The following is a 25677-nucleotide window of genomic DNA, read 5'->3' as shown; positions in this document are numbered from 1 at the left end:
CCGAGTGTCCACCGCTGGGGGCCCTGGGTCGGGCCGCCGCCACCCGACCGAGGGAAAGGAGCCAGGAACATCCGGTGGTGGAATGCACCGCGGGTGAACATTCTCTCCGAGAGAAGCCCTGCCAGAGCGCACCATGCAGCTTGAAGCCAACAAGCGGAACGGGCCCGCGTCCACGCTCACGAGCGCGACGGAGCCCTCGGAACCTGGCGAGGAGCAGGACTTCGAGGACTCCCTGCTCCAGGCGGTCGCCGAGCCCCCCTCGCCCCTGCGCCTGCCTGCCCCGGGGACACGCCTGGGGGGCCCCAGCGGAGATCGCTTCGAGATCCTCGAGAAGCTGGGGGGCGGAGCCATGGGCTGCGTCTTCCGAGCGTGGGACGAGGCGCTGCAGCGCACGGTGGCCCTGAAGTTCCTCATGCCTCGGGGCAAGCTGCCGGGCGGATTGGTGAGCTCGCTGCTCCAGCAGGAGGCCCGAGCCGCGGCCCATCTCGACCACGAGCACATCGTCCGCATCTTCGATGTCGCGGAGTGGGACACGCCTTCCTGGGCGCCCCGCGTCCCCTTCCTGGTGATGGAGTACCTGGAGGGCGAGCCCCTGGCCGTGCTGCTGCGGCGCGGGCGGCTGAACGTGCGCCGGGCGCTGGAGCTGCTGGAGGGCATCACCGCGGGGCTGGCCCACGCCCACGCGAGGCACGTCATCCACCGCGACCTCAAGCCTCGCAACATCTTCCTCACGAATGAGGGCCGGGTGAAGTTGCTCGACTTCGGCCTGGCCCACGTCATCCCAACGCCCACGGCCTCGACGCTCCCCCACCTGCCCATGGCGGGCTCACCTCCTTATATGGCTCCGGAGCAGTGGCGAGGCGCGCCGCAGGATGCTCGAACGGATGTCTGGGCCATCGGCGTGCTGCTGCACGAGATGCTCACCGGCGAGCCCCTCTATCGAGCCGAGTCGGCGGAGGAGGTCCGCGAGAAGGTGGTGGCTCCGGAGCCGGTGCCCTGGGTGATCGAGCGCCTCCCGGACCTGCCCGAGGGAGTAGCAGCACTGCTGGCCAAGGCCTTGGCCAAGGCACCCGAGGCACGTTTCCCCACGGCGGTAGAGCTGCACCAGCAGGTGTGCCAACTCCTGGAGCAACTCGGCCCCGCGTCTTCGAAACCAGCGACTGCGCCTCAACGCCGACAGGTCTCCCTGGTGGCCTGCCAGTTGGGAAGCGCTGGCGGCGACCTGGATGAACTGGAAGCCGAGGACGCGGGCGAGCTCCAGGCCGCCTTCCACCGCCTCTTCTCCGAGATTCTCCTCACGCATGGGGGCTCCGTGGCCTCGTGCCTGGGCAACCAGGGGCTCGCGTGCTTCGGCTATCCGCGAGCGCATGAAGATGATTCGGAGCAGGCAGTGCACACCGCGCTGAGCCTGGCCGAGACGCTGCCCGGGGCCCTTCACAAGGCCCTGCCCCACCTGCCGCGCTCGCGGTTCGAGGTGCGGGTGGGCGTGCACTCGGGCGCGGTGGTGGTGGATCGAGCCTTCTCCGATTCACAGCCCGGTGGGGTCCTCACGATCCAGGGGGAGGCGCCCTCGATGGCCGCGGAGTTGGCCCGGCAGGCGGATGCCGGCGCGGTGCTGCTCAGCGACACGACGTGGACACTGGTGCGCGGCGCCTTCAAAGCGGAGGCCCTGCCTCTCCCCACCCACTCTGGCACGGCGAACGAATCTCACGGAGTCGTCCACCGCCTGCTGGGTCCTCTTCAGGTCCCGCTGCGGTTCGCGCGGGTGCTGCATGCCGGTGGGCTCTCGCCCCTCGTGGGCCGGGAGCAGGAGTTGCGAGCGCTCACCGAGCGTTGGGAGCAGGCCATGCGCGGCGAGGGCGGCTGCGTGCTGCTGCTCGGCGAAGCGGGCCTGGGCAAGTCCCGCCTCATCCAGGAGCTGTGCGGGAGGGTGCCAACGGAGGTAGCAGCGGTGGCCAGAAGCCAGTGCTGGCCTCAACTGCGCAACAGCGCCTTCCACCCCATCATCGAGTTGCTGCGCACCCTGCTTCACCTGGGCCCGCAGCCCCACGAGGCCTCGCTGCGAGAGCAGCTGGGCGCGCTCGGCCTGGAGCCCGAAGCCGCGGGGCTGCTCGCACAACTGCTCTGTCCCTCCACCTCCACGCTCCTGCTGCTCCCACGGCTGGAGCCCGCGCAGCAGCAGGCCTGGCGCGCGAAGCTCGGCGCGGCGCTGATCTCCCTGGCACAGAAGGTCTCGGGCGGGTGCCCCATCCTCGCCATCCTGGAGGATGTGCACTGGGCCGATCCCTCCACGGTGGCGCTGCTGGGCATGCTGACCCAGCGGCTCGAGGGCAAGCGGCTGCTCCTGGTGCTGAGCGCACGCCCCGAGTTCCAGCCACCCTGGCCTCAGCCCGCCTCCCTGGAGCGGCTCGTGCTCGGGAGGCTGTCGCCGGAAATGTCCGCCACCCTGGTGAAGGAGGTCGCCCGGGGCCAGCCTCTGTCGACCGAGGCCGTGGAAGCCCTTGTGGCCAGGACGGATGGCGTGCCCCTTTTCATGGAGGAGATGGTGCGAAGGGTGATCGCGCTCGCCCCCCGCTCGGGCGCGCCGGTGGAGAAGCCCCCCATCCCCATCACCCTGCACGAGCTGCTGCTGGCTCGCCTGGACGCTCTGCCTTCGCGACAGCGAGCACTGGCGCAGCGCTGCGCCGTGGTGGGGCGTGACTTCAGCACCACCCTCCTCTCCTATCTGTGGGACCAGGAAGAGGGCTCGCTGGAAACGGAGCTGGCAGGGCTGCTCGCGTCCGGGCTGCTCCAGCAACAAGAGGAAGCCACGGGGTACCAGTTCCGGCACGTGCTCTTCCAGGAGGCGGCCTACCTGTCCCTCACGCGAAGCTTGCGGAGGCAGTACCACGCCCGCACCGCCCAGGCGCTGGCGGAGCATTTCCCCGAGGTCGCCGAGGAGCGTCCGGAGGTGCTCGCCCACCACCACACCCAGGCTGGGGCCCCCAGCCCCGCCATCCGCTGGTGGGTCCGAGCCGGCGAGCTGGCCGAGCGGCGCTCCGCGGACCCAGAGGCGGTGGGCCACTTCACCCAGGCGCTGAAGCTGCTGCGCGAGCTGCCGGATGAGGCGGAACGCAACCGGCACGAGTTGCTGATCCAGCTGATGCTGGGGCTCTCACGCATGAGGACGCAGGGCTTCCGTGCTCCCGAAGTCGAGCGGGCCTATGCGCGCGCCGAGGAGCTCTTGCTCACAGGCCAGGAGGGGACGTTCCGGCTGGGGCTGCTCACCTGGGGAATCTCCTCCTATTACTTCGGGCGGGCCGAGTTCGATCGGATGCTTCGGCTGGCCGAGGCCATGGTCTCCCGGGGCCGGAGCACGAGGGACCCGGCGATCCTCGTCGAGGGCCACCGGATGATGGCGACGGCGCTGCTCATGCGCGGAGAGCTGGTGGCCGCCTCGGAGCAGATCCAGCGGGCGGTGGCCTTCTCGCGCTTCCGGCCGGACCAGCACCCGGCCCTGCTGCTGGAGTACGGAATCGATCCCGCAGTGGCGGCGCTGGTCATCGGCTCGGGGATCCACGCGCTCCTGGGCCGGCTCTCCGAGGCCCGGCGGCAGACCCGAGAGGCCCTGCGCCTGGGGCGGAGGCTCGGCGATCCAAGAACGACCGCCTTCGCCCTCACGTACACGGCGCTGCACTGCGTGCACATCCGAGATCCTGAGTGCGCCCTGAAGCGGGCGGACGAGGCCATCACGCTCTGCCGAGAGCACCACTTCGACGCCTGGTTGCTGGTGTCACTGTTCACCAGGGGTTGGGCACTCGCCGAGTTGGGGCTGACGCGCGAAGGCGAGGACCTCATGCGGCAGGCCATCGGGCACTGGAAGAAAGCGGGCTGGTGGGCCCATCTGCCCGGGGCCGTGGCTCGCCTCGCCGAACTGCATCTGCGACAAGGACAAAGCGAGGAAGGGTTCCTGGCGCTGCGCGAGGCCCAGGAGTGGACGCGCAAAACGGGCGTGCACATGGAGGACTCGATCCACGCTCGGCTGCATGGAGAACTGCTGCGCCAGATCGGCCAGGAAGACCAGGCCCGGAGCCAGCTCCTGCGAGCGCTCATCATCGCCCGGCGGCAGCACCACCGGCTCGCCGAGCTACGCGCGGCCAGCAGCCTGGCCCGGCAGCTCCGGGACCAGGATCAGCGGCAGCGAGCGTGGCGCCTGCTGGAGCGGCGCTGCAACGGGTTCACCCCGCACCGAGAGCCCACGGACCTGCGGGAGGCGCGCGCGCTGCTGTCCGAGCTCGCACTCACGCATGCGCCTGGAGCACCTGTCGCGCCGCCAGGGAGCTGAGCGCGAGGATGGTCCACTGCGGGTTGACGGTGAGGCTGGTGGGGAACACCGAGGCGTCCGCCACGTACACGTTGTCGAACCCGACGACGCGGAAGGACTCGTCCACGACCCGCTCCGAAGCGTGAAGCGAGTGCGCTCCGGCCATGAGGTTTCCGCCCTGGGGATGCGCCGTGTTGACGAGCAGATCTTCCAGGCGAAGGGGGCGCTGGGAGAGCCGCTGCTCGAACTCGCGGATGACGGCAGGTTCCGGCTCCAGCTCCACGCCGGGACGGGTGGGCAGGATGACGCGTCGGGCCCCAGCCCCCCGGGCCAGCTCCAGCAGCGTCACCAGGGCAAAGCGCAGGTGGGCCTGATCCTCGGGGCCGAGCTGCCAGGAGAAGGCGCGGCCGTTCAGGAGATCGCCACGGGATTCGATGCGGCCATTGGGCTCGGAGCCCACCAGTGCGCCGATGTTGAGCAGGTGCCTATAGCGCTCCATCACCGAGCGGTGGCGGTCGAAGTAGAAGGGCAGCGTGAGGGCAAAGGCACCGGGAGGATTGAAGTAGGTCTCGAAGATGGCGCGGCCCTGGGGGTCCACGCTCCCGAGGGTGATCTGGTCCCCATCGAAGGCGTCCACCACCGCGGGCAGTTCGAGCGTCGCGGGCAGGGCGAAGTTGCAGCTCATCTGCTGGCCGACCCTGCCGTCCACGCCACTGCGCATGAGCAGGTGGCTGCTGGCGATCACCCCGCCCGCGATGACGATCCCCTTGCGTACCTGGATGCGGTGCAGTGCCCCACCGACGGAGCGCACCAGTACCGAGTCCGCGCGCCGTCCAGAGGCACTGAAGCTGACAGCGTCACTGAGCGGGATGAAGTCCACTCCGCGCGCCTCGGCCCAGGGGATGTACGTCTCCAGCATGGAGCGCTTGCAGAGATACTTGTTGCCCAGGTTCCACAGCCCGTCTCCCAGGGCTCGAGGCGCGTTGACCTCCACCACCCGCGCGGGTTCGAGCACACCAGCTCCGTGCTCCGTGTTGAGGGTCTCCACCGCCCGTTCGAAGGCGGCTCGAACGACCCCGTTGATACCGTCGGGAGACAACGTGCCAATCTCCAGCTCCCGGGCGACGCGATCGTACTCGCCGGCCAGCGAGCTCAGATCCAATCCATACTCCTGCTGCCAGCGCTCCTGCACACGAGCGGGCATCCGGTAGCAGACGGCGTTGTTGATGACGCTGGTGCCGCCGACGCACTCTCCCTGGAGGATGATCATGTCCGCGCGTTTGGTCTGCTGGATGCCGCCTTCCTTGTAGAGCCGGGCCACCATCTCCAGCTCGTACTCGGTGAAATCCTGAAGGGGTGAGTAGCGCGCGCCTCGCTCGATCACGGCGATGGAGGCGCCCGTCTCGGCGCTGGCCAGACGGTAGGCCATCATCGCCCCACCCGGCCCCGAGCCCACGACGAGGTAGTCCACCGCGTCGGGCAGGAGCGCACGCCCCTCCAGGGGAGTCGCCACGCGCGGAGCAAGGTCCCTGCGCTCTCGGCTGCCAGGAGGGCGCCAGTTGGCGGGGTCACTCTCGCTCCGAGGCAGCGGCGCCACCTCCGAGGGCGGTGGAGCCGAGGGCAGCTCCTCGCTCTGCAGCCGAGCCCTCGCTCCCGGGGGCACATAGCCAATGCGCGCGTGCTGGGTGCGGCCCGCATAGGCGGCAAAGAGCACCAGCGACTGGGCGGCCACGGAGAGCTGGAAGGCCATGTCCGCCATCTCGGGAACGAATGAACGATGCCGTTCCTCCTCGGGCCGCAGGAGGTACTTGCGCAGGAAGAACTTCCGCTCCTCGGGAGACATCACCGAGAAACCGGGGCGCAGCCCAAACAGTGGAGGAAGCACCACCTCCATGACCCAGAAGGGGAAATTGATCAGGCCCCGCTTGCGCCCACGGATCTCCGCGGCGTACCGATCCACGGCCTGCAACACATCCGAGCGCTCGCCCTCGGGAAGCAGCGCATCGTGGATGCCAGCGATGGCCTGAGCCCCGGGAGCATGAAACGAGGTGATGGTGTACTCCACGTTGAAGTAGAGGCTGCGCAAGGCCGCGAGCACGGCTACCACCACCGCGAACTCCAGTGAGTGGGCCAGCAGGTAGCCCGGAATGGGAATGGCCGCACCACCAGACCGGGCCACCGAGGCGCTGCCGACGCCCAACATCACGAGCCCCACGAAGCTGGCCAGCCCGAGCGAGAGGAAGAGCGTCCGTGAGAGCCCATCGCGCACGCGCTGGGAGCGCGCCATCAGCACACTGACCAGGGCGACGGTGACATAGAGGGTAAGGGAGTTGCCCAGCCCCGGGTCTGGAGACTCGAAGAGGGCATCCCAACCCACCGCGGGCAGACGACCCAAGCGCCCGATGAGCGAGACCACGACGACGACACACGCATAGCCAGCGATCGCGAACAGCACGTACCGCCAGATCTGAGTGGGCAGAGAGAAGGACGCCGGCAGCTTCTCCGCCAGTCGAGAGACAGACTCCTTCCGGGAGCGCGCCATCACCCAGAGGAAGAGGATCAGCATGCCGCCATCCACTCCCGCTGAGACGAGCAGGAAGTCCCGGTAGGGCGTGGTCGCGGGAGTGAGCTGGTGAAAGGCCAGAGAGCTGGCCACGGAAGCGGCGTGCCCGACGAACAGGGCAAGCGCGCACGTCCAGCGAAGCCCTCGGTTGTAGGCGCCAACGAAGGCAAGACTCGCCATGAGACTGATCTTCGCCACAGTGTTGGTGGCGAGGTACGCATTCTCATAGGTCATGTCGAAGAGCATGCGCACCTGGGCGGGCCAGGACGCGGACCCGAGCCCTCCGAGCAGCAGCAGCCCCAGGTAGCCGAGATAGGCCAGCCCCAACAGGCGAAGGATCCAGAAGCCGCTGTCGCGAGGAGGCCGAGCCACCCTCTCCTCGGTCCACTCCGGGGGGAACATCGCCGCGTTGGGGACCGCCGCGGCGCGAGGCGCCAGCACCTGGGCCACGAGCCGGCTGAGCCAAAGACAAACGGGGCCAACGAGCACCGCGTCCACGGACAACGTGATGAGGAAGCGCAAGGCCGCAGGTTCGATCTGGAGGATGAACGTCCCCGGCGTGTAATCCCAGAGAGCAGGCAACCCGCGGGCCCGATAGTGGTGCTCGAGATACAGATCGAGCACGTACAGCGGAACCAGGACGATGGCGTAGTGGACCAGCGAGCTCGACTTGCGGAAGGCCACCACGAGCGGCGCGGCGATCAGGCTGAAGATCGCCACCTCGGCGACACAGAGCCAGGGACTGGGAAACCGCACCACATCGAAGACGCGGGTGATGAGCAGCACCAGCGCCACCGTCACCATTGCCGTCACGCCCATGGCGAGCGGATAGCGCACACGGGCGGACAGCCGATCGAGCGGATCAACCCCCACCTGACCTCGGATGCTGAGAAAGGGAGACAAGGGCCCCTCCTTCGAAGAAAGGACCCCAGCAGGAAGCCTGCGCCTCTCCGCCTACCGTGGCCCGTACCGTGCTTGGAGGCAGAGTCCACTCCCACGAAATGTGACGCGACCCAGCCTGCCAGGGAGTCCTTCTCCGCCTGCCTGGACAGCCACGGCTCTGTGGTTCCTGAGCCCACGTGCGCCGCCAGGGTCTGCTGAGACCCGTAGAAAAACCCTCAGTGAGACACCGATTGACAGCTCTATCCGATTTCGCGAGGCTTGATACAAATCAAATAGTGTCATCCCCGTTCATCCCCCACGGAGGCATATGCAACGCCCTGGTCTTCACATCCTGGCCCTCTCTCTCGCCCTTGGAACCGCCGAAGCAGGCCCGGCCCAAGCCCCCGCCCTGGCCAAGAGCGTCACCACCGACAACCTGACTGTGTATTCAGGCACGCGGGCCACCTCTCCAGAGCAGGCTTTGCGCGACAACGCAGAGCGCTTCGGCCTGCCCGCCGGCCTCGAGAATCTGGTCCTGGTTCAGGTGAAGGAATCCCTTCTCGGCAAGCACTATCACTACCAGCAGATGCTGCTGGATCTGCCCGTTGACGGCGCGGAGATCGTTGTCTCGATCGGCAAGGACGGCCAGCTCCTGCAGATCTACAACTCGAGCCGGCATGTCAGCGCGGACATGGAGGAGGATGCGGTCAACCAACTGCATCTGAAGGCGCAGCTCTCCAGCGAGTCCGCCCTCGATCGCGCCTGGGCCAACATGCGGGTCCAGAATCCCCTGGTCGACCTGCCCAAGAGCGAGCAGGTCTGGATCCCCGGCAAGGACGGCTTCCAGCTCTCGTACAAGGTGTCCATCGCGGCGCAGATGCCTACCGGCGGCTTCGTGCAATACATCAACGCCCAGGATGGCAGCCTGATCGACTCCTACTCCACGTCCATGCCGCGCAACGGCAAGTTCGAGGAGCGCACCCTCGCCGAGCGCCAGCGGACACTCGGCTCGCCCCTGAATCGCAAGGCCGAGACGGCTGCGATCGAGCGGCAAAAGCGTCTGGCCAAGTCGGTGGCTTCGCCCACTCCGACCTTCGTCAACGGCTCCGGTTTCGTGTTCGATCCGGATCCGCGCACCACGCTGAACAACGACAGCTTGACGGACTCCTCGGCCGCGTCCGCCTTCGATGCGGCCTATTTCAACAAGCCGCTGCGCGACATCACGCTCAGTGGCGGCGTGTATTCGCTCGCCGGCGCATACGTCAACATCACGGACATCGAGTCGCCGAACACCGCGCCTTCCACCACCACCAACGGCGCCTGGACCGCCAAGCGTGGCAGTGATGCGTTCGACGACACCAACACCTACTTCCAGCTCGACCAGAACCAGCGCTACATCCAGTCGCTCGGGTTCACCAACATCATCAACCGCCCGCTCGATGTCGACACCAACGGCGTTGATGGTGACGACAACTCGCACTACAGCTACGGCGGCACCACGGACTACCTGGCCTTCGGTCATGGCTGCGTCAACGACAGCGAAGACGCCGACGTGATCCTCCACGAGTACGGCCATGGCATCCAGCACAACATCAACTCGAGCTGGTCCGGTGGTGATACCGGCGCCATGGGCGAGGGCTTTGGCGACTACTGGGCGGGTTCGTATTCCTACAGCACGCCGAATGGCCCCACGTACCACCCCGAGTGGGTGTTCAGCTGGGACGGTCATAGCGACTGCTGGAGCGGCCGGGCGCTGAACCGCACCGATGCCAAGTACAACAGCTCCAAGACCTATGGTGCGCACCAGTCGATCACCGAGGGCGGCGTCACCTTCCAGTCCGACGAGCTGTGGTCCGCGCCCCTGTTCCAGGCGCTGACCAGCCTGATGGCGAGTGGCAAGTCCCGCGCGAACGTCGACAAGATCATCCTCCAGGCGCACTTCGGCCTGGGCTCGGGCGTGAAGATGCCGGCGATGGCAACGGCCATCGTCAACGCCGCGCACACTCTGTTCCCGAACGATACGACCTACGAGAACACCTTCAGGACGAAGTTCCAGGCGCAAAACATCCTCACCTCGGTCATCACGGGCCCGACCATCAACGAGACCGAATCCAACAACACCCAGGCCACGGCCAACGTGATCTCCACCAGCGGCACCACCGTCAACGCCGCGATGGCCACGAGCAGCGATGTCGACTTCTTCAAGGTCACCCTGGCGGCGGGCAAGACCCTGACCGCGACGATGACGCCCAACTCGACCTCTGACTACGATCTGTACCTGATCAGCAGCACGGGCACCCAGTTGGCCCAGAGCATCAAGGGTACCGGCCAGGCGGACGTGGTCTCCCGGAGCAACACCGGCACGACGTCGGTCGACCTCTATGTCAAGGTGATCTACTACACCGGCGGCACCGGCTCGACCAACGGCAAGTACTCGCTGGTGACTGCCTGGTAATGGGCTGATCGTTGTAGCTTGAATTGAGAAGAGGCCCACCTGGAAACAGGTGGGCCTTTTTTCGTGGGGCTTCCGCGATCATCGCTTTCAGGTCAGCGAGACAGAAGGGACGAGGGAGTGGACACCGGCAGGGAGCGGTACTCCGATGCGTTCACGGCCACGAACGAAGCACTGATGGGAGCAGGATCCGGCTCACGGCTCACGGCCACGAGCCCAGGCTCCGGTGGACCATAGGGCCCATCCCATCAGCACGGGCTGGAAGAACAGCCGGACGAATCGCTTGGTATCCGTATCGAGGCCGAACGCGGAGATGCGCTTCGCGTACTGGTGCAGGTTGCCGGGAAAGACCAGCAGGTAGAAGGCGGCCAGTCCCAGGCCCATGAGCCCCTTGCGCCGACGAGTGAAGAGCAAGGACAGCCCGAGCCCTATCTCGACCACCCCCGACAGCAGGACCACGGTGTCCTTGTCCATGGGCACCCAGTCGGGCACCTGCGCCTGAAAAGGCGCCCGCGCGAAGGTGAGGTGCCCCGTGCCGGCCCCCACCATCATCGTGCCCAGCAGCTCACGGCCCGCGTTCTGCAAAGGTGTTGTTCGAGTTTCGTGCAGCATTCCGCCCCTCCTCTCAATCCTCCTCCCCTCAACAGGACTCCCCAGCGGGCCTGTTCCACGGCAGGGCTCGCGCACGCCCTGCATCCACCGGCGATTTGCCAACAGCCGCTTGAGACGGACGCCTGGCAGGTGTGGTTGCGAGCGGCGTCCCCAGGCATTGCACGCCGCGGCGTTTGGTTCAGCGGCGCAGCTCGAAGTAGAGCGTGCGCAGGTCCTCGGCCTCCTGACGCACGTGAGCGTCGAGCGCCGTGCGGGCCTCGGACGACAGGGCTCGGAGGCTGTCCCCCGCGTCCGTCTCGAGCTGCTCCAGGATGTCCTCCACCAGCAACTCCAGCAGGGCCTGGGCTTGAGGGCTCTCGAGGCTCGGTGGCGGACCCAGCTTGGACACCGCGCTCGCCAGCCGCGCCTCGTTCGCATACGCCGTCGCCATGCCGCGCAGGTCATCGAGGGAGAGCCACGCGCCGCGCTGCGGTGCCGGCTTCCACTTCGTCGCGCCGTGGAAGCGCTCGTCCTCCGCGAACTCGGCGATCTTGTGCTTGAGCACCGGCCGCACCTTCCCCTTCGCCGTGGGCACCCACAGGTCCTTCTGGGGCTTGAGAACGATGCCCTCCGCCAGGTTGCCTCGCAGCGGCGGCAGCCCGAACCAGCCCGGCACGTGGCTCTCGAACCCTGTCGGGTACTCCAGCGCATCCTCATAGCTGCCGATGAACAGCGGCTTCGCGGCGAGCACGCCCTCCGCCTCGCACAACTTCAGCAGCACGTCGTAGTCCAGGTAGTGCCGCTCCCCTCGCGCATCCTCGCGCGCGAGATCGAACGCGCAGAACTCGATGCGCGGCGAGTAGTACACCCCCGTCTGCACCGCCTGCACTCCCGGCACCGGCGGCACCTCCGGGTGCGGATAGGCCCCGCCGAACAGCTCTCCATAGAGGGCCACGCGCATCGCGTCCGGGTACCGCGACCGCACTTCCTGATGCAGCCGGAGCACCGCCGGGACGAGCCGGGGCAGCAACGCGGTGTGCCCGAAGAAGTCCTCGCCCTCTGCCAGCAGCGCCTTGCGCCGGGCGCAACGCACCGTCTGCCCGTCACTCAGCAGCGCGAAATTGGCACCATGGATCTTCTCGGTCACCACCCATGGGCTCTTCTTCAGCGCCCGGTATCCCGTGTCATCCAGCCCCCACTGCTCCGGGCGCTCGACGATCTTCTCGTAGCTCGTGTGCTGCGGCTCCGCCTCATTCATGTGAAAGCTCCTCGCGCCGCCCTTGACGCCTCACTGGTAGGATCCCAGACGCACAATTCGTGGCCAGGGCGAGGCTCGCGGGCAGCGTCACCGCCTGGCGCTCATGCGACGCCGAGGCCTGCCCCGCCCCGGCACCGAGGGCCAAGACGCGGGACAAAACAAATCGCCCGAGATGCTTTCCAGGCGAGCCGTGGCACGGCTGGAAATCTCGGGCTTTGAGAGCACACAGAGCCCCGAGTGTCCCGCATTTGGGACAACAACTTTCCCCAACCATGCGTGGAGAATTGTTTTGTCCCGAGGCTTGTCCACCGGAGCTGACCATGCGCGCCGAATCGTCGAACGAGGCCACCCGTAGCGAATCCACGACCAAGTCCGAGAGCAAGTCGGAGAAGGACAACCAGCGGGCGGAGAAAGCGAACGACGAGGCGAAGAAGGCCGCACAGGAAGCAAAGAAGGCCGCGGAGGAGGCAAAGAGGGCCGCCGACGAGGCCAACCGTGCCACCACCGAGGCAGCGCGCCGCAGCGCCACCCAGCGCGCCGAGCAGGCTGCCCGCAACGCCGCAGCCGCGAGCGCCAAGGCCCAGGCTGCCGCACAGACCGCGGAGCAGGCGGCCAAGGCCGCCCACCAGAGCGCCGGCTCGAACCCGGTGGATGCACGTGCGGCTCAGGCTGCCGACAAGGCGGCGGGCGCGGCGCGATCGGCGGCCCAGGCGGCCTCCCTGGCCTCGACTGACTCCGTGAAGACGCTCAACACGCTGCGCACGCCGGGCAAGGCGGACAGCTTCGCGGCCTCCAGCAGCGCCTCCGCCTCCAGTCCTGCCAGCAGCGCAGCGACGGCGGGAGTGCGAATGCCCCCGCTGCCCCCTGCCGCTCAGGCCACCGTCGATCAGGCCCGGCAAGCCCAGGCCACCGCACAGGCCGCCGCGGCCGCCAGCACCCGGGCTGAGTTGAATGTGCAGCAAGCGCAGACCGCGCTGCTCCAGGCACAGCGCGCGGCAACGCTTGCCCGGAACGATCTGGAAAAGGGCCCCCAGGGCCCCGATCGCGGGGGCTACCAGGCCAGGATGTTGAAGGATGCGGCCGACAGCGCGATGCGGAATCTGGCCGTGGCCCGGCAGACACTCGCCACCGCACAGGCCGAAGCCGCCACCGCCGCCACGAAGGCGCGCGAGGCCGCGGGTACCGCCAGCATGGCCGCGCTGAAGGTCGATCAGCTCGCCCTCCAGCAGCCGGCCGCCTTCGCCGCGCTGAACTCCCTGTCCACGGACACCCGCAGGGCCGCGACGATGGCCACCAATGGTGCCGCCCGCGCGGACGCCGCCTCCAAGCCTCAGCCCACGGCGACCGTGTCCTACGACTTGCGGTTCGAGCGGCAGGACAACGGAGGCCAGCACGACATCGTCTTCGACGGCGCGCTGATCGGCGGAGGCGGCAACGTGTACCCACCCGGAACGGACGCCAGCCAGATCCCCGGAGTGCTCCCCAACAACGGCACGGCTCCCACTGGAGAGCGCATCTATTACGTCAACGGCATCCAGAACACCGCGTCCTTCCAGTCACAGTCCATCCAGAACATCGCCAACACCACGGGCGCGGAGGTGGTGGGCATCCACAACTCCACCGAGGGCGGGGCCCTGGATCTTCAGCAGTGCCTGCTGGACAAGCTGCCCAGCTTCCCGTTGACGAACGCGGCCACGCGGGCCATGGCGCTGCAGATCGTCAAGGATCTGCAGGCGGGCAGGCCGGTGCACCTCATGGCGCACAGCCAGGGAGGGCTGGTGACCAGCGGCGCGCTCAAGCTGGCCAAGGAGTACTTGGAGACGGTCAAGCCAGGCACCAAGGCCCAGGCGGACGCGCTGCTCAAGAGCATCAAGGTGGAGACGTTCGGCTCGGCGGCGGCCAGCTGGCCGTATGGCCCGCAGTACACGCACTACATCAACGAGAGTGACACCGTGCCCATGATCGCGGGCCTGGGCCGCCAGATGGACCCTCAGCGCCAGGAGAATGCGGGCGGAGACCGGGCGACGATCCACATCATCCGGGACGATCCTCGCACGCCCAACCCGCTGCTCTGGAGCCCCGAGACCAATCTCGGCAATGGGGTCTCGGCGCACGACTTCAATGACGGCTACCTGTCCCACCGCCAGCCCTGGGACGCGGGTCACGCCAACAGCGCGGACCTGTCCGGTCCCAGCCCGGTGGCGGTGCGCGACCCGGAGTCCAACGAGCTCCAGGGTTACAACTACTACGTGCTCGACACCCAGGCGCCCGCGATGCAGCGGGCTCGCGAGCTGCGCAATGACGTGGAGCAGGTCTGGCAGGGTGTGGGCACTGGCGTCTCCATCATCAGCGATAGCATCAATGATGCGGGCACGGCGCTGGCCGACACCGTCGAGCAGACGGGCCAGGCGCTCAGCGACACCGCGTCCACCGTGGGCAGTTGGTTCAATTGACGCCGCCAGGAGCCCCGCGGAGTTGCTGACCGCCTCCGCGCCCCCGGATGATTCCTGACAAGCCCCTGTCACTGCGGGTGGGTAGGTCCTCCTCCTCTACCCCGTGCAGTCCAGGAGGATTGTCATGAAGCTCTATTTCCACCCCATGTCCGGAAACTCTCGCCGCGCGCTGCTCGTGGCCGCCCACCTCGAGGTGCCCCTCGAGCGCATCGTGGTCGACCTGCCCAAGGGCGAGCAACGCGGTGCGCCGCACCTGCAGCTCAACCCCAACGGGCTCGTTCCGGTCCTCGACGACGACGGCTTCCTGCTCTGGGAGTCGCGCGCCATCATGCAGTACCTGGCCGAGAAGACGCCGGGACAGACCCTGTTCCCGGCGGACGCGCGCGGCCGAGCCGATGTGAACCGCTGGCTCTTCTGGTGCGGGGCTCACATGGCCCCGGCGAACACGGTCCTGGTCTTCGAGAACTTCGTGAAGCCGCTGACGGGCCGCGGGCCGGCGGATCCCGCCGAGGTCGCGCGAGGAGAGGCGCTCATCGCGAAGCACGCCCCGGTCCTGGACGCGCACCTCGCTGGCAGGACCTGGGTCTCGCAGGATCGCCTGACGCTCGCGGATTACTCCCTGGCCGCGTCGTTTGCCCTCGCCGGTCCGGCACGCCTGCCGATCAGAGACTACGCGAACATCCGGGCCTGGCTGGGGCGCGTGCAGGAACTCGAGGCCTGGAAGCGCACCGCGCCGCCTGTGCCGCCCCCGGCCAGCCACAGCTGACACCCAGAGTCATGGCTGGGCGAGCAGCCGCACATAGTCGGCTTCTCCCAGGCCTCGCAGCGGGGTCGCGCTGTCCGCGACGACGTCATACAGCACGAAACCGCTCCCCGCGAACAGGAGGAGCGTCCGCCCATCCGCGCTGATGTCCTTCACGCGGGATACCGACTCAACCGGTATCTGGCGGGTCGTGTCGCGCTCGACGTCGTACTCGAACAGCCGGGGATAGTTGATGGGGGACCAGCTCTCGAGGAAATACACCGTCCTGCGGACCGGGCTCACCGCGTCGAATCTGTCGCCCGTGCTGCACCATCCCTCGTGACGCCGCCAGACCCGCTCCTGGCCCGTGCGCAGATCGATGCGCCGGTAGGTACCCGCTCCTGGCCCCTCGCAGTCGGTCTCCTCCCTCGAACCTTCGCGATAGAAGAGCATCGTGTCACCCAGCACCGCGGGAGTCAGCATCCCGCGGCGGACCTGCGGCAAGGCAGGTCCCACCTTCCACGGCTTCTTGCCCGTGGGGTCCAGCGTGGCGAGGCGCACGCCGCCACGTCCATGCCTCAGCGCGGTACGCGGCTCACCGGAGAGCACCATGTTTCCCGCGGTGTCGGTCATGCCTCGCGGGAGCACACGAACGCTCTCGGGCCGAGGGCCGAAGCTCCAGCTCCACCACTCTGTCAACGTCGTATCACTGATGGAGACAAGCACCCGCGAGCCGTCCTCCGTGAACATCGCGGGCATCTGAGCGAAGAAGCGCCCCTTCTCGGTCCATGTCTCCAGAGTGCCGGGGGTAATCGCCACGATTCCGTTGAGATCTCCCAGGACGAGGAAGTTCCCGCCCTTGGCGCGTCCTGCCTTGTCGGTGGGCACGGAGAGTGTGCGGCCAGAGACCACGAAGCTCACCAGCGGAGAGGGGTTGGCACCCTGGTCACCCGTGACTTGTAACGCCGCCGCCCAGCGCCCTGTCGGCGGATGCACGGCGAGAGACCAGAAGCCGCACGGGTGCGACCGGCGCTCGAACTGGCCCTTCTTCGGGCCGGCGAGCATGCGATGGTCCATGGTCTCCAGGCACTCCGCGAGGATTCGCGGACCGTTCGAGTCCATGTAGACGACACTCCCCTCCTTCGCGACGAGGAGCGGCACGGGAGACACGGGCTCTTCAGCCCTGGCCACGGTCGCGGACGCCACCAGGACCAGCAGCACGATGATTCGATGAATATGGAGCATGCGGCTGTGACGACCGGCTAGAGCCGGAATTCACGCGCCGTGCGATCGAAGAAGCCGATAAGGTCCAGCGTCGGCTTGCGGCACGAAGGAGCTCAGCCCATGGACCTGCAACATCTCCTTGTCCCCATCATCCCCTGCAATGACCTCGACGAGAGCCAGGCCTTCTATGAGCGCCTCGGCTTCCAGGTGGAATCGATCTACCCGACAGAGGGTTACCGGCTCTTGAAGGACTCGCGGGGCGCGCGCATTCATCTGACCCGCACGGTCCCGGGCTGGGTCGTTCCCGAGCGCAACCCCTACGGCGTCTATTTCTACGCCGAGAACATCGACGTGCTTGCCGCCCGCTTCGGCCGCCAGGCACAGGACAAGCCCTGGGGCCTCCGGGAGTTCGCCATCTCGGATCCGAGCGGCACGCTCGTGAGAATCGGCTGGCCGCGCTGAGACGCCACGCTCGGCGCTTCTCGAAGCGGCGCACCGCCCGCCACGGAAGAGGGGCCCCCCCGGGTTCCCCTCCCCTCGTTCCGCGGCGATTACTGCAGCAGCCTGTCGTAGCGCCGCGTGAAGTCTCCGAGCGAGTTCGCGGGAGGGACACCCTCTGCCGGCTCTGGGCTGGTATTGAAACCCTCCGAGCCGCCATCGGCCTTCTGGATCCCCTCGAACGCGAAGCTGAACCCGCCTCCCCTCGACTGAGCTACCCCGTGGCACCCCATGCAGCCGCCCATGTTGTATGAGCCCCCGTTGTACAAGGTGTTCTTGAGGACACCACCGTCCTGCTGGAAGTCGGAGATGGTTCCGTTGGTCGTCTCGCTGCCCGGGGGGGCGAAACCGCCGCTGAACACCTGCAGGGGATAGTCGGTTTCCACGACAATGTTCGCCATGTAATACGTCGAGGGGTCTGGGCCCGAGCCCTGCTGGGTGTAATCAACACCGGCCTGCTTGTCATACGGGGCGGTCTGCACGTTGACCAGCTTGTAATACTTCAGCAGGCTGAGCGGAGAGCCCTGTGGGGGTGGCGAAGGGTAGCCGCCAACGCAGCCGGCGGTGAAACCCCGCGTGTTGCAGAACCCGGAGCAGCACTGGAAGTTCGCCGTGCAGGGGGCGCCTTCGTCCGTGCACATGGATGCCGGAGGAGGAGCCGCGTATGCATCCAACGCGGCGTGCGCCTGGCGGTTGATATCGATGATCTGGGACGGGATGGCGTGTTTACGCCCGCGAACACAAATCTTATCCTGTGGCAGGCCACTGCGCTGGGGATTGTTTTGATAGTAGAGGCTGTACCCCTCATCGCACGGATCCCCGGAGGCAGTGAGCACCTGGCCTGTATTCGAGGTGGCGTTCTTCGAAGTGATCGTCGGCGTGAGCGGCTGTTGATTGGGAATGATCACCGCGCCGTTCTCATCCTCGATCGGGCTCGCGTTCGGACCGATGAGGAGGTTGTCTGCGTGCTCGAACGAGGCAAAGATGAAGTAGGGCGCCGACGGGGTCTTCTGAAGGATGTGGATGCCGACGAGCGCGTAATAGTTGGTGTCGTAGCAGAAATAGTTGGGGTTGCCAGGCTGGCCGCCGTACGTCTGCTTCGGGTCCTGGTGCACGTAATAGCGAACCTTTTTGATGATGTAGCGATTGCTGTTCGTATCGGCAACGGTAGCGCGGCGCCAGGCTGACTTGACCATCATGGCCCCATTCGGAAAGCTGACCTTGTCCGCGCTGCCGGCCGGCGGGTCCGCCTTGTAGTCCCTCAGATAGGTCGTCGTCCTCGCACGGACGTCTGGCGGTATACCCTTCCACCATTTCCCATCTCCGTGCGCCGACGAAACGATGTAATCGAAATACGCTCGGTTGACCTTGACCAGGAACAGGATCTGCGAGCGTCCCTTGGCATTGCCCGCATTGAGGTTGAGAGCCTCCTGCTCGTTCTTGCCGGCGAACATGAAGTCCTCTCCGATCTGGCTGTTCTCGTCGGCGGTGATGAACGTCTGATTCTCGGGCAAGTCGAGAGGGGACGTATCGCCGCACGGTGGGATCTGCCCGGCGGCGAGCGGTACGTTCTGCTCGACGTAACCTGTTCCCACCTCCTTGGGCTCATAGATGTATCGGGGCAGATCGTCGTAATACGCATCGGTTCCAAATGGGCCGTGCGGCTGGCTCGCATCGCCAGGGAAGACCTCGCTCTTGTGTCGGAACGTCATCCAGGTAGCCAGCTGACTGGAGTCTGATCCCTGTCCGGACTCCAGCCGCTTGCTCGTGTTGGGCTCGCCACGCGTCTTGAGGGTGCCGTCCTGGTCCTTGGAGGGCCAGCTCAGCGCGATGAACTCCTGCCAGGCGAAGACACCGGCCTCCGACAACGAGGCGTTGGGGGCCCCGCTCGGGACATCCGACGGCAGGCAGGGCGCCACGGTGATGGATGTCGGCTTATCGTTGCAGCCCGGTGGGTTGTCGTACTGCTTCGAGGGGCTCACGGTGCTCTGCTGGGACTTCACGCATGCATGCGAGATCGCGATCGCCACAACTGCTCCTGCAATCGCGCCCCAGACTCTCGATGCGTTCTTGGATTTTTGACTCATGATTTTGGCTGACAGACCCTTCTCCGCTGGACTCCCATCCGTTGACGAACACGAGCCGGGCAATGGTTGGCGGCCCTCAACACAGCAAGTGAAGTGCCATGTGGAATCCGTGCGGTTCCGTCCCTCTGCTGGAGAGAGATCCTGTCAAACAGAGCGGTTGACATGTCAGGCAGAGCGGTTGACATGTCAGCCAAGGCGGTTGACACGCTGCTCGCCCCGTCGTGCTACCCTGTGATCACCTCCATTCAGGCGAAGGGACGAGCGATGGCAGCGAGCGAGGAAGAGGGCCAGTCCACCCCCAGCGACAGCACCGACGAGTTCGACCTGGACGTGCGCATCCTCCCCGGCCCGCGCGGCAGTGGCCCCGCCCTGATGAACACGGGTCAGGCCACCAACTGCGGGACCAAGTGCCCGGAGTGCCTGGATCCCGATACCCATGTCCGGACGTGCGAACAGCGCACCTGCACAGCGACCTGCTACACGAACTGCGGCTCGGTTCGCTGTGACACCAAGGACCCGGACATGAGCTGTAAGAACTGCGCGTCGTTCCAGACCAACTGCAGGACCTGCGAGAACACGCACTGCAAGACATGTGTAGGTCCTTGCGCTTGATGGTGGGCGGAGCGACGAGTCCCTGGACTCCGGTGCTCGAGCCGGCACTGGCCGCGCGAGCCGTGGCCGTGGCTCGGGAGACCTGCGCACGGATGCGCGACTTCAGGCAGGTTGAGCGTGCAGCCGAGACCGCACTGGCGCAGAGCGCCTTCCCCGAGGTGGTGCGCTGGCGCCCATTGAGCGTATCGGGGGGTAGCAGCGGTCTGGCGGTGCTGGCCAGCTACATGGAGGCCTGCTTCCCCGGTGAGACCTGGGACACCTGGGGACATCAGCATCTGGCGCTGGCCAAGGGCGAAGTGGACGGCCGCTCTGAGCCCGCGCCTGGACTGTTCGCAGGGGTGTCGGGGCTGGCCTTCGGTGCATGGTTGTTGGCGCGCGGAGGGAGCCGGTACCGCAAGCTGCTGGGAGGCCTGGAGGAGTGGTTGCTTCCCCGTGTGGAGAGCGATGCGCGCGCGCTGGCTCAGGAGCGAGAGGGCCTGGCGGTTCACGCCTTCGATGCCATCTCCGGCCTCGCGGGCGTCGCGGCCTACCTGTTATGCAGGCGCCAGGAGCCCGCCGCGTCGGCGTGCTTGAGAGAGGTTCTCCAGGCACTGTGCTCGCTGGCCGTGGAGGACGGACCGCTCCCGCGGTGGCACACCCCTTCCATGTGTCTCGGCCCGGATGAGCAGAAGCAGACACCGTATGGGAACCTCAACTGTGGGCTGGCCCATGGGATCCCCGGGCCACTGGCGGTGCTCTCGCTCGCGCTCTCCTCCGGGGTGGAGGTGGAGGGATTGAGAGCGTCGGTGGAGCGGCTCGCGGCATGGTTGGCGGCGCAACGGGTCGAGGAGGAGTGGGGCGTCAACTGGCCGTACTCCGTGCCGCTTGCAGCGCCTTCGCCCGAGTTGCCGGCGCCCCAGCCCACACTGCCCAGCCGTGCCGCGTGGTGCTACGGCAGTCCCGGAGTCGCACGGGCCCTCTGGCTCGCGGGGCAGGCGCTGGGCCGGGCTGAACATCAGGAGCTCGCGCTCTCCGCCATGGAAGCCGTGTATCGCAAGCCGGTGGCCGCTCGACACATTGACTCGCCCACGCTCTGCCATGGCGTCGCGGGACTGCTCCAGATCACGCTGCGCTTCGCCCACGACACCCGCATGCCACACTTCAAGGCGGAGGCGGCCACGTTGACAGAGCAGCTCCTGGGCCAGTTCGATCCCGCACGACCGCTTGGCTATTACAGCCTCGAGCCTGGAGGCCGCGTGGTGGATGATCCGGGCTTCCTCGACGGCGCCGCGGGAGTCCCGTTGACGCTGTTGGCGGCAGCGACCGCGCAGGAGCCCGTCTGGGATCGGCTCCTCCTGCTCTCTTGAAGCGGAGGCGAACACCTGCATGGCGAAGAAGGAGAGGCTCTACGCGCCGCTGAATCACGTCGTGATTCGTGCCCCGCTCCTCCCCGTGGAGCGCTATGCGGAGCTGGCAGGCGACACCGAGTTGCGGCGGCAGCTCGAGGATCCGCGCGTCCGGTGTGCCCTCACCGTAGGCAGCGAGTCCCTCACCGAAGCACTGGCGCGTGGCGCCTCGGATGGGCGCAAGGCGTCCCAGATGTCTCGTGGGCTGCTGCGATACCTCATCCGGATGTCGACCCGGGCCACGCCTTACGGAACGTTCGCGGGTATTGCCCTCGCGTCCTGGGGTGAGGCCACCAACCTGTCTCTCTCCTCTCAGGTTCCACCCACCCATGCCCGCCCGGACATGCAGTGGCTACTGGCGCTGGTGGAGCGCCTCGATGCACGGCCAGCCGTACGTCAGGGTTTGCGCTGGCAAGCCCACCCCGCGGCAGTCGAGCGCGCGGGCCGGGTGCTGCTCGCGGAGCGTCCATCCAGGTCCGCTGGAACAGAGACAGGGGGCGTCTCCGTGCGTGCCACAGGAGCAGTGCGACGCGCGCTGGCGATGGCCCGGCGTCCTATTCCGTACCCGGAGCTGGCAAGCCACCTGCTCCAGACGACGCCCGGTGCCACGCAGCAGAAAGTGGAGGCACTGCTCACGCAGCTCTGGGAACAGGGGCTCCTCTTCACCGATCTGTACCCGCCGCTGCTGACGAGCAACCCGGCGGGGTATGTGCTGGCGCGCCTCTCGGGATTGCCCGCAGCGGAGCCCGAGCGACGAGAACTCGAGGCACTCGTCGCGGAGCTGAAGGCGTGGGATCAACTGCCCCTCACCGAACGGCCGGAGGCCTATCGGCGCACTGTCCTCCGAGCCCGTGCGATCGAGCCCCAAGTGGGAGCCCCTCCCCTGCAGGTCGACATGGCCCTGCCGCTCGCGGGCCGCACCCTCTCTCGACGCGTGGGTCAGGAGGTGGCTCGTGCGGGTGAGCTGCTGCTGCGCCTCTCTCCCATGCAAGGGCTGCCAAGCCTCCACGGGTACCGGAGCCGGTTCCTGGAGCGCTATGGCGAGTGGACCGAAGTCCCTCTGCTCGAGTTGCTGGATCCCGCAGTGGGGCTGGGAGCCCTGGGTGGACATAGCCAGGGCCCGGCCGCGCCCACTCCTGCCAACCCTCGGCGCGAGGACGCGTTGCTTCACCTGGCGCTCCGGGCACATCGAGAGCGGCGGCGGATCGTCGAGCTGGACGATGCCACCCTGGAGTCACTGGAGAGCGCCCCGCTTCAAGGTGAGCATGCACCACGCTCCATGGAGCTGTTCGTCACCGTGGCTGCGTCATCGGTCCAGGCGATCGACGCGGGAGACTTCCAGCTCGTCCTTGCCCCCAGCGCGGGTGTCTCCACCGCCGGGCGCAGCCTGGGACGCTTTGCGCACCTGCTCGGAGAGGAAGCGAATGAGGCCCTGAGGGAAACCGCGAGGGCTGAGGAGTCCCTGGCGCCAGATCGCCTCTTCGCCGAACTCACCTACCCGCCTCGGGATGGGCGCTCCGCCAACGTCTCCATCCGCCCGGAGGTGAGAAGCCACGAACTCGCCCTGCGGACCAGTGCCGCGGACGGCGAGCGGCGGTTGGCCCTCGACACGCTGGTGGTGGGCGTGCGCGACGGGCGATTCTACCTGCGCTCCACGGCGCATCCGTCCGAGGTGATCGTCACTTCCGGGCACCTGCTCAACTCCCGCCGTGCGCCAGCGGTGGCGCAGTTTCTCTCCGAGCTGGGCCATGACGGACAGCGCCAGCTCCTGGACTTTCACTGGGGGCCCGCTGAGGGCTTGCCCATGCTGCCGCGTGTGCAGCGAGGCAGGGTGGTTCTCTCAGCGGCCCGGTGGCGCATCACCCGAGCCATGCGGGACGCGGAGCTTCCCTCGAAGGATTCAGCGGCTTTTGCCGAGGCACTGCGATCCTGGCGAGAGCGGTGGGACGTCCCCCGGCGCGTGCTCCTCACCGTGGCGGACAATCGGCTTCTGCTCGATCTCGACTGTGCAGCCCACGTGGAGGAACTGCGCACGGAGCTGGAGGCGCTGCGTGGAGAAGGAGTGCTCCTGTACGAGGCGCTTCCCGATGTGGATCAGGCCTGGATGGAGGGTCCCGGTGGGCACTTCCTGGCCGAACTGGTGGTACCGCTCGTTCTGCGTCCCCAGCCAACACCTCCCAAGCCCAAGAAGGCGCACGGCCCCCGCTTGCTCGGCCAGAGCCAGGGACGAGCACTCCCAGCCCGGGTCCGCCCGCCAGGGAGCGAGTGGATCTTCGCCAAGCTCTACTGTGGGCTCCAGGAAGAGGAGGAGCTCATTGCTGGCCCGGTGAGGGAGTTCGCTGGAGGCGCGGTCCAGCAAGGAGAGGCAAAGGAATGGTTCTTCCTACGGTATGCCGATCCCGAGCCGCATCTGCGGCTGCGGCTGCGCGGCGAGGCCGGAACACTCACGGACCGGCTGATGCCAGCCCTGTGCCGCTGGGGAGCGGGGTTGGTGGAGCAGCAGCGTATGCGCCGTTTCGTCATCGATACCTATGAGCCCGAGCTGGGCCGCTATGGTGGCGAGAAGGGCCTGGCCATCTCAGAGGCGCTCTTTGCTGCGGACAGCCAGGCTGTGGCGGAACTCCTGGGGCTGTTGCTGACGCGAAAGGTGCAGGTGGAGCGCCTGTTGCTAGCGGTGCTGACCCTGGATGCGCTGCTGGCTGGACTGGGGCTGAATGAGGAAGCGCGGCTGGCCTGGTGCGAGGCGAACGTGTGGACTCGGTCCGCGAGCGCTGCAACCTACCGGCAGCATGCGGAGAAGCTCCAGGCACTGCTGATGGGAGAACTCGGCGAAGCGGAAGTGGAGCGCATTCTCGCGCAGCGGCGGGCGTCGCTCGAACCTCTGGGCACGCAGCTTCGTGAACTGGCCACGAGCCGCGTGCTGCTCCACCCTCCGGAGGAGCTGTACGGCAGCTATCTCCACCTGCATTGCAACCGCCTGCTGGGCCTGGATGGAGCGGCCGAGCGAGAGGCGTTGGAGCTGCTGCTTCGGACCCGGCGGACGCTCGCCCGCAGGCGGGCCTGATCGTCAAAAGGCCCACCTGGAGCAGGTGGGCCTCATCTCAACGGGTGGGCATCATGGCCCTCCCACGAGGTTAGAAGTAGTTGAGCAGGATCGTCCCGGAGCAGGTCAGGGAGCCGACATTCTCAACGGTGAGGTAGAACTCCCGCTCGGCGGTCCCGTCCGTATTGATCTTCTGCTGATAGTAGGTCTTCGTCACCTCGAGCTGGCAGGGGGTGACGGTCGATGCACCCGCCGGAGACAGGCCAGCCGCGTAGACGCGATCGAGCGGGTTGGCGTTGTTCCACACCCAGGTGCCGGAAGCGCCGGGGCTCAGGGAGCCCGTGGACCAGGACGAGTTCGCACTGGTGATCACCGCCAGTTGCACGTCACCCTGGCACGCGATCGCACCGACGTTCTTCACCGTGAACTTGAACTCGCGCTCGCCGCCGGGCTGCTGGGCGTACCAGGTACGGGTCACTTCAAGCTCGCACGGGGTAGTGCTGGTCGCGCCGGAGGGCGAGATGCCGACGACATGCGTGGCGGTGAGGGGGTTGGCATTGTTCCAGGTCCAGGACTTCGACGCGCCCACGTCGATCCCGCCCGTCGCCCAGGTGGCGGCTCGCGTCTGATACGAGAGCAGGATGTTGGTACCGCAGGCGATGCTGCCCGTGTTCTTGATGGCGAAGTGAAACTCGCGCTCACCGCCGTACTGTTGGGTGTCCCAGGTACGCGTGACTTCGAAGCGGCACGCGCTCGAGGTGCTCGCTCCGGTTGGCGACAAGCCCACCTTGTATGCGGCGGTGAGGTTGGAGTTGTTCCAATACCAGTGCTGGGTTGCACCGGCCGCGACGGAACCCGAGTACCACGACGACGCGAGCGCCATGGCACCTGGAGTCACTGCCATCTCCCTCACGCCCTCGGCAGCCGCGGCGGCCCGGCCATCGAGCGCAACAGAAGGCACCGAGTCCTGGGTCGTGTCCCCGAAAGGACTCGTGAACTCCTGCGCGGGCGCGTCGCTGGTGCTCGCGTCGTCCTGCATCTCCCCGAGTTCCCCTCCGCATCCCGTGAGGACCATCGTTCCGAAGACAGCGAGCGCGACAAGATTGATGCTCTTCATTGGTGAGCCATTTCTTTCCGCCGGATGGGCTGACAACTCTCCCGTGCACGTCGGCTCCGGCAGCCGACTGCTTGGGCAAAAGCTCTGCAGGTGTATGGAATCCGCTCGGGCAGCCCTTGTCGGGGCGTTCCGGTAAGGCGTCTCTTCCGTGCTTCACTGGCAATTACGCCGGTGATTTTCTTTCTTCCCGCCCGGCCTTTTTTTTTCGCGAAGAGGGCGGCGGTGCTCGATCCCGGAGCCGGACGAGGGGAAAATTCTCAGCAAATCCGAGCCCTTACCTCGCACCCCATCACCGTGCCCCGTCCTGGTTCAGACGTGGACCAACGAGGCTTTCTGGGCAGGTTCTTACCGGCGGGCAGATCTTCCCCGGCAACTCCTTGCCGTTTGCAGCGGCCTTCTCACGCCGGCACAGAGCGGGATGAGGTGAGCGAGCCGCTGGCATGAGCGGTGCTCTGGAACCGGGCAGG

The 25677-nt window shown here is 67.1% G+C and carries 14 protein-coding genes; 8 read left to right on the top strand and 6 right to left on the bottom strand.

What is annotated here, in order from left to right; all coding sequences use genetic code 11:
- Nucleotides 1–133 precede the first annotated feature (133 nt).
- Nucleotides 134–4324 (top strand): protein kinase domain-containing protein, encoded by a 4191-nt coding sequence (locus tag KY501_RS42475; RefSeq protein ID WP_224369865.1) that lies wholly within the window; start codon nt 134–136, stop codon nt 4322–4324.
- Here KY501_RS42475 and KY501_RS42470 read toward each other — a convergent pair.
- Nucleotides 4281–7769 carry a GMC family oxidoreductase N-terminal domain-containing protein gene (locus KY501_RS42470; RefSeq protein ID WP_224369863.1) on the bottom strand — a complete coding sequence of 1163 codons (3489 nt, stop codon included), beginning with the start codon at nt 7767–7769 and terminating at the stop codon, nt 4281–4283. The two genes, KY501_RS42475 and KY501_RS42470, sit on opposite strands and share 44 nt — an antisense overlap.
- 307 nt (nt 7770–8076) lie before the next feature.
- Between KY501_RS42470 and KY501_RS42465 the strand changes: the two genes are divergently transcribed.
- Nucleotides 8077–10203, top strand: a complete 2127-nt coding sequence (locus KY501_RS42465; RefSeq protein ID WP_224369861.1) for a M4 family metallopeptidase — start codon at nt 8077–8079, stop codon at nt 10201–10203.
- A gap of 192 nt (nt 10204–10395) precedes the next feature.
- On the opposite strand, the gene KY501_RS42460 is transcribed toward KY501_RS42465, so the two are convergent.
- Nucleotides 10396–10812, bottom strand: coding sequence for a DoxX family protein (locus KY501_RS42460; RefSeq protein WP_224369860.1), 417 nt, complete (start codon nt 10810–10812; stop codon nt 10396–10398).
- A gap of 178 nt (nt 10813–10990) precedes the next feature.
- Complete coding sequence (locus KY501_RS42455) at nt 10991–12049, bottom strand: RNA ligase family protein (protein ID WP_224369858.1); 1059 nt, start codon at nt 12047–12049, stop codon at nt 10991–10993.
- Between the two features lie 320 nt (nt 12050–12369).
- Here KY501_RS42455 and KY501_RS42450 point away from each other — a divergent pair, with 320 nt between their 5' ends.
- Both KY501_RS42450 and KY501_RS42445 read left to right on the top strand, forming a co-directional pair.
- On the top strand, nt 12370–14502 hold the full coding sequence (locus tag KY501_RS42450) for a hypothetical protein (RefSeq protein ID WP_224369856.1): 2133 nt from the start codon (nt 12370–12372) through the stop codon (nt 14500–14502).
- Nucleotides 14503–14626: 124 nt separating this feature from the next.
- On the top strand, nt 14627–15268 hold the full coding sequence (locus KY501_RS42445; protein WP_224369854.1) for a glutathione S-transferase family protein: 642 nt from the start codon (nt 14627–14629) through the stop codon (nt 15266–15268).
- Between the two features lie 9 nt (nt 15269–15277).
- Here KY501_RS42445 and KY501_RS42440 read toward each other — a convergent pair whose 3' ends face one another.
- Nucleotides 15278–16489 carry a hypothetical protein gene (locus KY501_RS42440; protein WP_224369852.1) on the bottom strand — a complete coding sequence of 404 codons (1212 nt, stop codon included), beginning with the start codon at nt 16487–16489 and terminating at the stop codon, nt 15278–15280.
- A 99-nt stretch (nt 16490–16588) separates the two neighbouring features.
- Between KY501_RS42440 and KY501_RS42435 the strand changes: the two genes are divergently transcribed.
- Nucleotides 16589–16930: a VOC family protein gene (locus tag KY501_RS42435; protein WP_224369850.1), complete on the top strand. Its 342-nt coding sequence runs from the start codon at nt 16589–16591 to the stop codon at nt 16928–16930.
- Nucleotides 16931–17019: 89 nt separating this feature from the next.
- On the opposite strand, the gene KY501_RS42430 is transcribed toward KY501_RS42435, so the two are convergent.
- On the bottom strand, nt 17020–18996 hold the full coding sequence (locus KY501_RS42430; RefSeq protein WP_224369848.1) for a hypothetical protein: 1977 nt from the start codon (nt 18994–18996) through the stop codon (nt 17020–17022).
- 240 nt (nt 18997–19236) lie between these two features.
- Between KY501_RS42430 and KY501_RS42425 the strand changes: the two genes are divergently transcribed.
- Genes KY501_RS42425 through KY501_RS42415 form a run of 3 tightly spaced genes read left to right on the top strand, consistent with a single transcriptional unit; the run spans nt 19237 to nt 24114 of the window.
- Nucleotides 19237–19665, top strand: a complete 429-nt coding sequence (locus KY501_RS42425; RefSeq protein ID WP_224369846.1) for a hypothetical protein — start codon at nt 19237–19239, stop codon at nt 19663–19665.
- On the top strand, nt 19665–21011 hold the full coding sequence (locus tag KY501_RS42420) for a lanthionine synthetase C family protein (RefSeq protein WP_224369915.1): 1347 nt from the start codon (nt 19665–19667) through the stop codon (nt 21009–21011). The genes KY501_RS42425 and KY501_RS42420 overlap by 1 nt, the downstream gene beginning before the upstream one ends.
- A 19-nt stretch (nt 21012–21030) precedes the next feature.
- Nucleotides 21031–24114, top strand: coding sequence for a lantibiotic dehydratase (locus KY501_RS42415; RefSeq protein WP_224369844.1), 3084 nt, complete (start codon nt 21031–21033; stop codon nt 24112–24114).
- Between the two features lie 70 nt (nt 24115–24184).
- Here KY501_RS42415 and KY501_RS42410 read toward each other — a convergent pair whose 3' ends face one another.
- Nucleotides 24185–25210, bottom strand: a complete 1026-nt coding sequence (locus KY501_RS42410) for a hypothetical protein (RefSeq protein WP_224369842.1) — start codon at nt 25208–25210, stop codon at nt 24185–24187.
- Between the last annotated feature and the right edge of the window lie 467 nt (nt 25211–25677).

This window comes from Hyalangium versicolor (genome assembly GCF_020103695.1).
In the GTDB taxonomy this organism is placed as follows: Bacteria; Myxococcota; Myxococcia; order Myxococcales; family Myxococcaceae; genus Hyalangium; species Hyalangium versicolor.
Note: the sequence above shows the minus strand (reverse complement) of the source record. Positions and strands in the feature narration are given on the sequence as shown.